At 68.8% G+C, this 12,619-nt stretch carries 11 protein-coding genes; 5 read left to right on the forward strand and 6 right to left on the reverse strand.

Annotation, left to right across the window (positions count from 1 at the left end):
* Window positions 1-32: 32 nt before the first annotated feature.
* Together ABT313_RS01210 and ABT313_RS01215 are read left to right on the forward strand one after the other, a co-directional pair.
* A complete protein-coding gene (locus tag ABT313_RS01210) occupies window positions 33-758 on the forward strand; it encodes an SDR family oxidoreductase (protein WP_350847348.1) in 726 nt (241 codons plus the stop codon).
* On the forward strand, window positions 755-1,156 hold the full coding sequence (locus ABT313_RS01215; RefSeq protein ID WP_350847350.1) for a DUF4345 family protein: 402 nt from the start codon (window positions 755-757) through the stop codon (window positions 1,154-1,156). Before ABT313_RS01210 ends, ABT313_RS01215 begins: the two co-directional genes overlap by 4 nt.
* 10 nt (window positions 1,157-1,166) lie before the next feature.
* On the opposite strand, the gene ABT313_RS01220 is transcribed toward ABT313_RS01215, so the two are convergent.
* From ABT313_RS01220 to ABT313_RS01240, 5 genes are read right to left on the reverse strand one after another with little or no spacing between them, the layout of a single operon-like run.
* Complete coding sequence (locus ABT313_RS01220) at window positions 1,167-3,953, reverse strand: helix-turn-helix transcriptional regulator (RefSeq protein ID WP_350847352.1); 2,787 nt, start codon at window positions 3,951-3,953, stop codon at window positions 1,167-1,169.
* Window positions 3,954-4,007: 54 nt separating this feature from the next.
* Window positions 4,008-4,928, reverse strand: a complete 921-nt coding sequence (locus tag ABT313_RS01225) for a hypothetical protein (RefSeq protein WP_350847354.1) — start codon at window positions 4,926-4,928, stop codon at window positions 4,008-4,010.
* Window positions 4,925-5,413, reverse strand: a complete 489-nt coding sequence (locus ABT313_RS01230) for a hypothetical protein (protein ID WP_350847356.1) — start codon at window positions 5,411-5,413, stop codon at window positions 4,925-4,927. Before ABT313_RS01230 ends, ABT313_RS01225 begins: the two co-directional genes overlap by 4 nt.
* Window positions 5,414-5,416: 3 nt before the next feature.
* The gene (locus ABT313_RS01235) at window positions 5,417-6,589 is read right to left on the reverse strand and encodes a macrolide family glycosyltransferase (RefSeq protein ID WP_350847358.1); all 1,173 of its coding nucleotides are present in this window, start codon (window positions 6,587-6,589) and stop codon (window positions 5,417-5,419) included.
* On the reverse strand, window positions 6,586-7,479 hold the full coding sequence (locus ABT313_RS01240) for a patatin-like phospholipase family protein (RefSeq protein ID WP_350847360.1): 894 nt from the start codon (window positions 7,477-7,479) through the stop codon (window positions 6,586-6,588). Before ABT313_RS01240 ends, ABT313_RS01235 begins: the two co-directional genes overlap by 4 nt.
* A gap of 196 nt (window positions 7,480-7,675) precedes the next feature.
* Between ABT313_RS01240 and ABT313_RS01245 the strand changes: the two genes are divergently transcribed.
* Window positions 7,676-8,344: a hypothetical protein gene (locus ABT313_RS01245; RefSeq protein WP_350847362.1), complete on the forward strand. Its 669-nt coding sequence runs from the start codon at window positions 7,676-7,678 to the stop codon at window positions 8,342-8,344.
* Here the strand turns inward: ABT313_RS01245 and ABT313_RS01250 are convergent.
* The gene (locus tag ABT313_RS01250) at window positions 8,334-9,335 is read right to left on the reverse strand and encodes a LacI family DNA-binding transcriptional regulator (protein WP_350847364.1); all 1,002 of its coding nucleotides are present in this window, start codon (window positions 9,333-9,335) and stop codon (window positions 8,334-8,336) included. The two genes, ABT313_RS01245 and ABT313_RS01250, sit on opposite strands and share 11 nt — an antisense overlap.
* Window positions 9,336-9,479: 144 nt before the next feature.
* On the opposite strand from ABT313_RS01250, the gene ABT313_RS01255 reads away from it, so the two are divergent.
* Both ABT313_RS01255 and ABT313_RS01260 read left to right on the forward strand, forming a co-directional pair.
* A complete protein-coding gene (locus ABT313_RS01255; RefSeq protein WP_350847366.1) occupies window positions 9,480-11,111 on the forward strand; it encodes an alpha-L-fucosidase in 1,632 nt (543 codons plus the stop codon).
* Window positions 11,112-11,169: 58 nt separating this feature from the next.
* Complete coding sequence (locus ABT313_RS01260; RefSeq protein WP_350847368.1) at window positions 11,170-12,612, forward strand: ABC transporter substrate-binding protein; 1,443 nt, start codon at window positions 11,170-11,172, stop codon at window positions 12,610-12,612.
* Window positions 12,613-12,619: the final 7 nt, after the last annotated feature.

Below are 12,619 nucleotides of genomic sequence, written 5' to 3' on the forward strand. Positions count from 1 at the left end.
GTCTGATCTCTACAAGAAAGAAGGGATTCGACATGACCTCCATCCTTGTCACTGGTGGCACGGGCAACCTGGGACGGCCCACTGTGAGTCAGCTTCGTGCCGCCGGTCACCACGTTCGTGTGTTGAGCAGGGCGGCCGGGCCTGACCGGGTCGTCGCGGATCTGACCAGCGGCGCGGGCCTGCGGGCGGCGGTAGAGGGTGCCGACGTGGTCGTGCACCTCGCGACCAGCCTCGGGCGCGGTGATGCGCGCCAGGCCCGTAACCTCGTCGAGGCCGCGGCGGGTGTCCAGCACCTGCTGTTGATGTCGATCGCCGGCATCGACCGCATCCCGCTGGCGTACTACCGGACCAAGCTCGAAGTCGAAGAGATCGTCCAGGACTCCGGTGTGCCGTACACGATCCAGCGGGCGACGCAGTTCCACGATCTCGTGGACCGCGTCTTCGCCGCGCAGCGGTACCTCCCGGTGCTGGTCGCGCCGACGATGTCGCTGCAGCCGATCTCGGTGGAGGAGGTCGGGGCGCGGCTGACCGAGCTCGTCGGTCAGCCGCCGGTGAAGGGGCACGCGCCGGACATCGGCGGCCCGGAGCGCCTGACGGTCCGGGAGCTGGCCTGGATCTGGAAGCAGGCGAAGGGCTCACGCCGCCCGATCGTCCCGCTGCGGCTGGGCGGCAAGGTCTTCCGTGCGTTCGCCCGCGGCGACGCGATGGTCGACGGACCGACGTACGGCCGGATCACGTTCGCGGAGCACCTCGGATGAGTACCTACGTACGGACAGTGCTGGTGCTGCTGGCGGTGTTCCAGCTGACCTTCGGCGTCTGGCTCACCTTTGCGCCGCAGTCGTTCTACGACAACGTGCCGACGGTCGACTGGGACCCGCCGTACAGCGAGCACGCGTTCCGGGACTTCGGCAGTGCGTCGCTCGGCCTGAGCATCCTGCTGGCGGCGGCCGCGGTCCGGATGGACCGGTACCTCGTCGCCGTCGCACTCGTGGCGTACGCCGCGTTCGCGCTGCCGCACATGATCTTCCACGTCGGGCACCTGCACGCCGACGACCTGGCCTGGTCGGTCGTACTCGCGGCCACCGTGACGCTCATGTTCGTTCTCCCCGTCAGCGCACTGCCCGGCGTCCGCGGACTGGGCACAGTGCGGAGGTGACCCCCTGGTCTCACGATCCGGCGGTGGCGGCCTCGGCGAGGCGGCTCGCGATCTCCCGGCGCGACGCGATCCCGAGCTTCGAGAACACCTTGCGGAGATGCCAGTCCACCGTGTGCGGGCTCAGGAACAGCCGCGCTCCGATCTCGGGATTCGTCAGGCCGTCGCCGGCCAGCCGGGCGATCTGCTCCTCCTGGGCGGTGAGCGTCCGGTGCCGGACCACGGCACGCCCGCCGACCTTCTTCCCGAGAGCTCCGAGCTCCGCCCGCGCCCGCTCGGCGAACGCATCCGCGCCGAACCGGCCCAGCATCTCGTACGCCGTCGTGAGCTGCTCGCGGGCGTCGGTACGACGGTTCTCCTGGCGCAGCCACTCGCCGTACAAGAGGTGGGCACGCGCCAGGTTCACCCGCACCCGGGCACGATCGAGCCTGTCGATCGCCTCGCGGTAGAGATCCTCGGCGGCCGTGCCGTGACTGAGCAGCGCGCGTGCACAGGCCTCGGCACCGAGCGCCCAGTCCGTACCACTGGCCTGCGCAGCCTCGGCCAACTGCTCCAGTGCCTCCGGCGCTGCCTCAGGCGATCCACTACGTACTGCGGCCTCGATGAACTCTCCGAGTGCCCACCGCGGTGCGCCGAACTCCTCCTGGTACGTCGCTGCCTCGCGTGCCGCGACCATCGCCTCGTCGTACTGGGCCAGACCGTTGCACAGCACGGCGCGATGGCAGTTCGCGACGGTGACGCCGAGGCCCTGACCGTGCCGCGTGCCCTCGGTGAGGGTGGCGTCGATGATCGCGCGTGCCTCGGTCTCGCGGCCCCGGACGGCCGCCAGCGCGAGTGCGCCGAACGGCGGCTGGACGGCACCGATCGCGACGCTGACCGTTCGCACCTCCTCCACCGCCGACGCGGCGTCGGACAGCTGGCCGGCAAAGACGAGTACGACGGCTGACGAGTCGAGCGCCAGCGGAAGTCCGCTGAACGCGCCGGTTCGCCGGGTCAGCGCCACATGCCGGGTCGTGACCGCTTGCCAATGTTGGAGATCCCACAGGTCCGCTGCGATGACGCCGGCAAGAAGCAACCACCGCAGCGATTCCTCGGCCGGCAGATCGTCGGCGGACAAGGTCGTGAGGGCACGCCTGATCGACGGCACCGAGGTCGTGAAGCCATCAGTAAGACGTACGGCCAGCGCGTCCAGAAGCTCGTCAGCGGCTCGCGGTGCCGGCAACCGCGGCGCACCGCGGGCCGCCGCGCCGACCTCCTCCCAGCTCGGACTCTGCGCGAGGTGACCGGCGAAGATCACCGCCGACAGCGCCTCCAGATAGGTGTCCCGAGCCAGCCCTACGTCGAGTTTCTCCAGCCTGCGTGCCGCGGTCATCAACTGCGCGGGACCCTCCAGACCACGCCCCTGAACGAACGCCAGACCGGCCGTGAGTACTTCGATCCGCGCCCGCGCCAACTCGTCCCGCGGCTGCGCACTCGCAGTCATCAGCAGCTCTGTGGCCGCAGGGAAAGCACCGGCCTGAAACTTCGCCTCCGCCGCCTTCAACGCGCGTGCAGACCGGTCGCCTGGTTCGTCCGTCAACTCTGCCGCCCGCGCCAGGAACGCAGCCACCGCAGCCTGACCCCCGCGAGCCTGGGCGCGCTCGGCCGATTGCTCCAGCTCGACCGCGACCTCCTCGTCGGAGCCGAGCGTTGCCTGCGCGCGGTGCCACGCGCGACGGTCCGGATCCACCCCCGGGTCGATCGACTCGGCCAGCACCCGGTGCGCCGTCCGGCGATCGGTCGGCGAAGCGATCTGGTACGTCGCCGATCGCACCAGCGGATGCCGGAACCGCACTCTGGAGTTCAGCGTCATCAGGTCGGCGGCGCCGGCTGCCGCGAGGTCGACGTCGACCCCAAGGCGTTCGGCCGCGCGACGCAACAACTCGACGTCACCCAACGGCTCGGCCGAAGCGATCAGCATCAGCGAACGGCTCTGGGCCGGAAGCGTCTCGATCCGGCGGCCGAACTCCCGCTCCAGACCGCTCGACACCTGCCCCGCCCGGATCGGCGCGAACCCGCCGGCGAACTCGGCCGCGCCCCATCGGCGCGGTAACTCGATCAGCGCCAGCGGATTACCGTGCGCCTCGGCGAGGATCCGGGTACGGATCTGCTCGTCGAGCGGCGCGGTCACGGCCGAGTCGAGCAGCGTCCGGGAGTCGCGCTCACGCAAGGCCCCGACCCGCAGTTCGGGAAGACCGGACAGCGTCTCGTGCGCGGTCGGCTCGCGTACGGCGAAGACCAGTACGACCGACTCCGCCAGCAGCCGGCGGCCGACGAACGCGAGGGTCAGCGCGGACGCCTTGTCCAGCCACTGCGCGTCGTCGACCAGACAGACCAACGGCTGGTCCGCTCCCACCTGGGCCAGCAGGCTCAGTGCGGCCAGGCCGACCAGGAAAGCGTCCGGCGGCGTCCCCGCACGAAGACCGAAGGCCACGCCGAGTGCGTCCCGCTGCGGCTCCGGCAACCGGTCGAGTCCGGTGAGCAGCGGTGCGCACATCTGGTGCAGACCGGCGTACGAGAGTTCCATCTCCGACTGGATCCCGGCCGCACGGACGATCCGGCAACCGGTGGCCGCTTCGGCGAGATACGACAGCAGCTCGCTCTTGCCGATGCCGGCTTCGCCGCGAAGGACCAATGCCGCGCTCCGACCGGCCCTGGAACCTGTCACCAGACCGTCCAGGACCTGACACTCGTCTCGCCGCCCCACCAGTCCGGAGCTCGATCGGCTCGGTGCCACCGATCGAGCGTACTGCGAGCACACCTGTCTCGTCTTCAGCTGCGGCGATACATCAGTGCCGAAAGCAACTAGCTATGATCAACGCCTCTCAACGGCGTAGCACTCGCGGACGAGGGCGATCACGGTGTCCGCGGTTCGGGTCAGATGACTGGTGCCGTCGTCCAGTACCGCGGTCGGGCTGATGTAGCTGCGCGGCCCGACATGGGTCGCCGGCTCCAGCAGCCGCACGCTGACCTTTCCGGCCTGCCGCGCGCGGTTCCAGCCGCTGCGGCGGAACAGTGGCCAGCGCTGCGGGAAGATCCAGCTCCCGACCCGTTCGATGCGATCCTTCGAGCTCGTCAGCTGGTACACGTGGTCGACGCGGCTCAGATCGTTGGCGCCGTTGTGAAAGCCGCCGAGCATGATCACCAGCACCGGCGCGCTCAGCTCCCGGGACAGTTCGTCGACCGCGCCCGTGGATACCTGCGCGCCGCCGCTGTAGCTGAGCAGCACAACCGGGATCTTGCTGCCGGCCGGATAACCCGCGAGCCGCAGCTGCACGACGATCTGCCGGCCGACGGCCTGGTTGTAGAGCGGTCTGTACCGCCGGTCCGCCGCCACGAAGGTCTGTACGACATTGTGCAGGAACAGCAACAGACCGGCCCGCCGCCGCAGCCACGCCCACACCGGACGGTCCGTCAACGGAGCCGCCAGCGGCGAGTACGGCTGGACCTGGCCCAGCACCCGCAGTTCCGGCGCACCGGCGATCACGGCCTGGACGAGCTGACCGCCGTCCCTGGTGTCGCGGAACTGACGCTTCCCGATGCCGTCGAGATAGACCAGGTACGCCAGCGGAGGACGATCCGCCGGCGCGCCACGCGCGTACGGAAGACCGTCCGGGAGTTCAGTGGTCGAGGCCCGCCAGCCCACGCTGTAGGCCAGCAACTCGTACCGGGCGAGCAGTCCCTCGAGGATCAGCGCGAGACCGAGTCCGCCGAGCACGAGCAGCAGGCCGTTCATCCGCTCACTCCCCCGACACCGATCGCAAGGGCCCGCGACACCAGGTTTCGTACGACGGCAACAGCACACTCCAACCCGAGCGCCGCAACGGCAACGCATCCTGCGGCTGCTACCCAGGCCAAGCCGGTGGCAGCGGCGAGCGGTGCAGTCAACGTCGCGCCGACCGCCGTCAGGAGGAGTGCGTGCAGTAGCGGCCCGAGCCACGGAAGGGCCAGCACACCTGCGAGTACGAGCGGAGCGATGAGCTCTGTCGTCCACACCAGTCCGGTGCCAGTTGCCGGCAACTCGGGATGCACCAGTCCGGCGAGCGTCCACGCGGTTACCGGCCAGAGCGCGATCACGACGCATTCGATCAGCGCACCGGACAGCAGGAGGCTGCCGACGACGGGCCTGCTCATCCCAGGGCGGCTGGAGACCAACGGCAGCACGCGGCCGGCGGCCTCGGACAGACCCGCGACCAGCAGCAGTACGTACACCGGTGTCATCGGTCAGCCTGCTCGCGACACGTCGGCGGAGGCCCGCAGGTATCGCTCCAGTTCGTCGACCGCACGGCTGTAGCCGCCGGACTCACGGCCGGCGGTCTGCAAGGCCTCGGCGGCTGTGCGGAACCTGGGCTCTTCGAGCAGCCGCCGGGCCAGCCCGCGTACGGCCTCTTCAGTGACGTCCTGACCACGGATGGACAGCCCGCCGCCGAGTGAGACGACCCGGCTCGCCACCAGCGGTTGGTCCGCGCCCTGAGGTACGACGAGCATCGGCACCCCGGCGTACATCGCCTCGTTGACGCCGTTCATGCCGCCGTGCGTCACGAACAACGACGCCCGCGCGAGCACCTCCAGCTGCGGGACGGACCGGCGTACCAGAACGTTGGCCGGCCAGGGCGCGAGAGCGGCCGGATCGACCTGGCCGGTCGCGACGACGACGGTGCCGGCCAGCGGTGCCAGCGCCGCCGCCAACGTTCGCAGCAGCTGCGGGGCGGCGGCGAAAACGGTCCCCAGCGAGATGTACGCGATCGTGCCGCGCAGGCGGTCGAACGGGAACGGATCGTTGCGGCGAGCGCCGATGCTCGGTCCGACGAAGCAGTACGAGTCATCGAAGTCGTCCGCGTCGAGCTGGAAGACGCTCGACGTGTAGACCAGGTTCAGCGGCTGCCGGAGGTTGCCCAGGTCGAACAGCGGCAGTCCACGGCGACGGAGCTTCCACCGGGCGTCGACGTACGCCGCGACGGCGCGTGGCTGCTTGAGCATGCCGGCGCCGAAGGCGGTCGGGCTGGGCGTTCGCCGGTTGAAGGCGAAGGTCGTGAACGAGGACGCCGCCGGTACGCCGAGGATGCGGGCAGCGACGGCACCCCAAGGGCAGGCCGAGTCGTGGACAATCAGGTCCGGCCGGACCTTCCGCAGGTCGTCGAGTACGCCGGGAAGAACCTGTACCGCCGTCCGCGCGAGCCCGGCCAGCAAGGTGATCGGCGTCGGCGGATCGGGCAGCGCCTGCTCGCCACCGGCGTACAGACAAACGCTCGCGCCGGCCTGCTCGACGTCGGCAGCGAACGCCGGCGAGGTGTGGTAGCTGACAGTGTGGCCGCGTCGGACGAGCTCGGCGACCATCGGCACGGTCGGATTGACTCGCCCGTGCATGGCGATGTTCAGGAAGGCAACGGCACTCATGGGGTTCCTGTCTCGACGTAGGCGGACGATTCGGGGTCGGCGCGGTACAGCCCCGGCCCGTCGACCTGGAGTTGGTCGAGGAACCGCTCGGCGGCGACGGTTGCCGTGCTGATCAGCCGGTGCGAGTGGCCGAAGTCCCAGGGCGCCGGCCAGCGATCGACGCCGGTCGGCAGGACGACCGTCGGGATCCGTGCGGCCACGTCGCGCAGGTCGCACTCGATCTGGTGGTGCACCTGGAGTACGGCGGCACGCGAGGCGATCGCACCGGCCCGCTGCCGCGGTGTTGCCGGCGGCAACGGCCAGCTCGCCGGTCCGGTGGAAAGCACCAGCGCACTGGCCGCACCCGCCGCGCACGCGGCCCGCACCGGGACGTAAGCAATCAGGCCGCCGTCGACGAGGGTTCGCTTGTCGCGGACCACGGGCGGCAGCACTCCGGGGATGGCGGAGCTCGCCAGCAACGCCGACTCGAGGTCGCCCGCGTCCAGCCGTACTTCGGCACCGGACGCGAGGTCCATCGCCACTGCTGTGAACGGGACCGCCAACTGCTCGATCCGCGCCGGCAACTCGGCCTCCGCAATCAGCCGCCGCAAACCGCGATCCGAGAACAGGCTCGCCCGAGAGGACAGGTAGCCCAGCGGAAACACCTCACGGCGACGCAGGTGCCGCCACACCTCGTCCAGTCGAGCGGCCGCCGCAGCGGGATGGGCGGCCGCGATCGCGCCGGTGAGCGCGCCGACCGACGTACCCACGATCAGGTCCGGGACGAAGCCGCGCCGCTCCAGCGCATGCCCGACGCCGACATGAGCCGCGCCCAGCACGCCGCCCCCACCCAGCACCGCGGCAACCGGCCGAGGAAGCCTCGCCAGCACTCCGGTGATTGCGTCGCCCATGACCCACCTCGCGGTGATGACGGATGCACCCACTCACCCCGGAAGTCCGCGCCCGGCCCCACTTTGTGACACACCATCGGCAGACGCAGCACGGTTGCGAGAGCAGTGCTCTTGACATAGGGCGGTGCTTCCGTTGATGCTTTGTTTCGAGAGCACCGCTCTCTAGTGCGTCCCCTGCTCACGGAATGAGTTACTTATGCAGACCACTTCTCTGGTCCAGGCCGACGAACAGGTTGTCGGCGGGCCGGTGGCTCGGCGTGGCGGTTCGGTGGCCTTGGCGGCGGCCGGTGTCGCGTTCTTGCTGTACCCGGTTGTTCGTCCGTACGGCGACGAGACGACTCTCGCCGGGGCTCGCGGGATGGCATCCGCGTCGTGGATCGTGGCCCATCTGTCCGCGATCGCCGGATTCATCCTGCTGGGCTTCACCATTCAGGCCCTGTACGGCGTACTCAGGACAACACTCGCGGCACGGGCCCTCGTGACGACCTGGCTTGGGGTCGGCCTGACCCTTCCGTACTACGGCGTCGAGGTCTTCGGAGCACATGTCATCGCGCAGCACGCACTGGCCACCCACGACGCCGGCGCCCTGGACATGATCAACGACTTCCGCTTCAACCCCGCCGCGATCACCCTGTTCGCCGCCGGCCTGCTGCTCCTCGCCGCCGGCATGATCCTCGCCGCCGTAGCCATCTGGCGATCCACACCGCGAGCCCGCTGGTCCGGCGTTCCGTTGGCCGCGGCCTTCGCCCTCTTCATCCCCCAGTTCTTCGCCAGCCCCACCGTCCGCATCCTCCACGGCGTGCTGACTCTCGCCGCCTGCCTCTACCTGGCAGCAACTCTCTGGCGGAAACAGCTCAGTCGTTGAGGCGCTCGACCGAGCCTCCTGCCACGAGCTGCGCCGGGAGATATTCCACGACGGGCGACCGTGGCAGGGCCGGTCCGGAGGCATCAAGACGTCGACGCAACAGATCGGCTGCACGCGTCGCGATGTCCTGGGTCGGCTGGGCGATGACGGTGAGGCGCGGCACCGTCGCCTGAGCCAGCTCCGCGCCGTCGAAGCCGACCAGCGAGATATCGCGCCCCAGCCGAAGACCTGACTCGTTGATCGCGATCAGGGCGCCGAGCGTGAGCTCGTAGTTGGCGCAGAAGATCGCGGTAGGCCGGTCCCGCAGCGCCAGGAATCCACTGATCGAGTCATGGCCGGTCCGAACGATCAGCGGACCGCGGGCCTCGTACTCCTCGGGTATGGCGACGCCGCCCTCTGCCAACCGCTCCGTGAAACCCGATGCCCGCAGCCGCATGGTGGAGACCGATGGCGGCCCGGCCACGACGGCGATCCGCCGGTGCCCGTGGTCGAGCAGGAGACGCGCAGCCGTCGCACCCGCGCCGGCGTTGTCGAGGAAGACCCCGTCGGTATGGAGTTCGTCCGCCGCCCAGTCGATCAGCACCACCGGCACCCGCTGCATCGCCGCGCGCAGCGGTTCGATGTCGTGCCCGGACGGTACGGCGATGATGCCGTCCACCATCTGGCTCAACAGCAGCCCCACCGTGTCCTCCTCGCCGGAAGTGCTGGCGGCGACGATGACGCTGATCCCCGCGGCTCGCAGGGCCGCCTCGACCCCGGCGATGATCGTCAGGTGGAAGTCGTTGTTCAGCGCGGGCAGGACGACACCGACGGTCCCGGATCGCCGCGACCGTAGCCCCCGGGCCATGGCGTTCGGGCGGAAGTCGAGCGCGGCGGCGGCAGCCTCGATCGCCGCCCGGTTCGACTCGAGCACGGTCCGGCCGTTGAAGTACTTCGAGATCGTGGCAAGCGACAGCCCTGTCTCCCGCTGGATGTCCTTATAGGTAGCCATCAACCCCTCCTCACCGACGTCCCGGAACGCGAATCGTATCGCTCTACCTGTCCACAAAGGCCCTGACACAACGAACGAATCTCATCGTAGACAGCGCGAAACGTTACGTGCTAACTTGCCTGACAAGTTAACTGGTGAGCCGATATGCAATCGCGCCACCACTGGTTCGACGAGGAGCTTCTGGTGTTGGTCGAGTCCAATCCCGTGGCACATGCCACCGCCGATGGCAACGCAGCCGAGCGCGTCGAGTGGTTCCGCGACCTCGGGCTGGGGATGTTCATCCACTGGAGCATCGATACGCAGCTCGGCTCCGACGTGAGCCATCCGCTGGTCGGTGCTTCGCAGGACTTTGTCGAGAGGTACTACGAGGAACTGCCCCGCCGGTTCCGGCCGCGGCGCTTCGACCCCACCGAGTGGGCCGAGCTCGCCGATCTGGTCGGGATGCGGTACGTCGTGTTCACCACCAAGCATCACAACGGGTTCTGCATGTTCCGCACGGCCACGACCGAGCGCCATGTCGGCAACACGCCGTTCGGCCGGGACACGACCGCCGAGATCCTCGACGCGTTCCGGGAGCACGGCATCGCGGCCGGCGTCTACTTCTCGCCGGACGACTTCGCCTGGCTGTGGGAGCAGGGCATCCCGATCCAGCGGTCGATCCCGAGCGTGCAGCCGGCCGCGAATCCCGGGCTGATGGAGTTGGACAAGGCCCAGATGACCGAGCTGCTGACCGAGTTCGGCCCGGTCGAGATCGTCTTCTTCGACGGCGAGGCCGAAGGGCTGCGCGAACATACGTGGCAGACGAACCCGAATGTCGTGGTCACCCGCGGCGCGCTGCCCACGCCCGAGCAGTACATCCCGGGCCAGCCGATCGACGGCGCCTGGGAGTCCAACCTGACCATGGGCACGCAGTGGACCTACAAGCCCACGAACGAGAACTACAAGTCCGGCACCCGCCTGATCGAGATCCTGATCGAGACCCGGGCCAAGGGCGGCAACCTGCTGCTCAACATCGGCCCGAAACCGGACGGAACCATCCCGGTCGAGCAGGAGGCACGGCTCCAGGAGCTCGGCCTGTGGATGTTCGTCAACGGCGAGGCGATTTACGGCTCCCGCCCGTGGGTCGTCACGAACGAAGGCAACCTGTGGTTCACCGCGTCGAAGGACGCGAAGACGGTGTACGTCATGGTCACCGGTGAGCGGTGGAAGTGGGGCGAACGGCGCGAGCTCGTACTCCGATCGATCAAGGCGACCGAACACACCGAGGTCTCCGTCCTCGGCCAGAGCGGTCAACTGATGGAGTACCGCCCGGAGCTCGACGCGACACCGCGATGGGAGCAGACCGACGCCGGTCTCGTGGTCTCGGCTCTCAACGCACAGCGGCTGTACAACGACAAGAAGTGGCCCAACCCGGTGGTCATCAAGCTCACCAACGTCGAGGCGGCGGCCGAACCGACCCGGATCTCCACGGTGGATGCGTCGTGGGACGCAGCAAGCTCGACCGTCTCGGTCGAGGTGTCGGTTCTGGCCCGCGGATCCTCCGGGTCCGTGCGGCTCGGCGCGGAGTACCAGGACATCACCGGCATGGACACGATGGAACGGCCCGACGAGTGGACCCCCACCGAACTCGTCGCCGATGAGGGTGCCGTCGTGCACGCCCTGTTCCCTGCGGAACCCAACCGGCTCTACGCCGTACGGGCGCTCGGCCGGACCGCGCTGCTCGACGTGCGCGGCCCGGAACTGAAGATCCGCACCCCAGGCACTGCGAGCAGCTGACGCCCACTCCGGCTCGTCAAGAAAACGCGGGTTCGAAATTTCTCATCGAGGAGGAACGATGCACGTACCAAGAACCCCAGCAGGAAAGGGATTCAGCCGACGCACCTTCTTGCGGACGGCGGGCGCCACGGCCATCGCGGCCGGCGGCGCGGGCGCCCTCGCGTCGTGTTCGTCGTCGAGTCCCACGACGACGTCACTGATCGCGTCCAAGCTCTACCCGTCCGCGGACGCGCAGAAGCTCAACGACAGCTTCGACTGGGGGAAGTCGGCCGTCGCCGATCCGAAGTCCTCGGTGACCATCACCGTGGCGCACTCCTGGTCGCCGGCCGACTTCGTCCGCCAGCAGCAGTTCGACTACTTCTTCCAGAAGCGTCATCCGAACATCAAGATCGTCGCCGAGAACGCCGGCGACAGCTCGGCGGACTACCTGAAGAAGTACTCCAGCCAGGCCGCTGGTGGCAGCCTGCCGGACGTTATGTACAACGGGTTCGGCTTCGCCCAGAACTTCATCGGCTCGGGCGCGTTCCTGGCGCTCAACGACTACATCTCCGGCGAGCCCAACTTCAACCCGTCGGACTTCGCCGAGGTCTCGACCGGGTACTACAAGCGCGACGGCAAGCAGTACTCCGTGCCGTACGACTGCGGCCCCGTGATGATCTACTACAACAAGGACATCTTCGCGAAGGCCGGCGTCGCCCTGCCGACCGCGGGCTGGAAGTTCGACGACCTGCGCAATGCGGTCCTGGCGACGACGAGCGGCTCAGGCGCGGGCAAGGTCTTCGGCCTCTCCCTGCCGGTGACTCCCGCCGACACGTTCTGGGACCCGGTGCGCCTGTCCCCACTGGGTGGCCACTACCTGACCGACGACGAGTCACAGGTGCTGCTGGACAAGCCGGAGTCGATCGCCGCGGTCGAGTGGTGGATGGACATGTACCTGCAGAAGGGCGTGTTCCCGTCTCCGTCGGAGCTGCAGGGGATGTCGCAGGCCGACGCTTTCACCCTCGGCCGGGCCGCCATCAAGGTGGACGGCTCCTGGGGAGCGCCGTCGCTGCGGGACCAGGCGACCTTCAAATGGGGTATCGCGGACTGGCCGGCCGGCCCGAAGGGGCACTCCACGGCCGCGGTCGGCAGCGCGTACTCGATTACGTCGAAGAGCAAGCAGCAGGACGCCGCCTGGATCTACCTGAACGAGTACCTGTCGACCTCGGGCCAGGTGTTCATGTTCGCCAGCACGGGCAAGGGCAACATGACCAGGAAGTCGGCCTGGCCGGCCTATCTCAAGTCGGACGCCGCGCCGGAGGGCGCCCAGTCCATCTACAACGCGCTCAACACCTACGCGACCAGCACCGGGGTCGTGTTCGGTCCGGCGACGCCGCAGATCACCAACGCGGTGACTCCGATCTGGGACCAGGTGATGGGCAAGTCGCTGGGTGTCTCCGACGCGTGCAAGAAGATCGCGTCGACGATCCAGCCGCTGCTGAAGAAGAACGTCGCGGGCTGAGACGAGA

The organism is Kribbella sp. NPDC000426 (assembly GCF_040300265.1).
Classification (GTDB): domain Bacteria; phylum Actinomycetota; class Actinomycetes; order Propionibacteriales; family Kribbellaceae; genus Kribbella.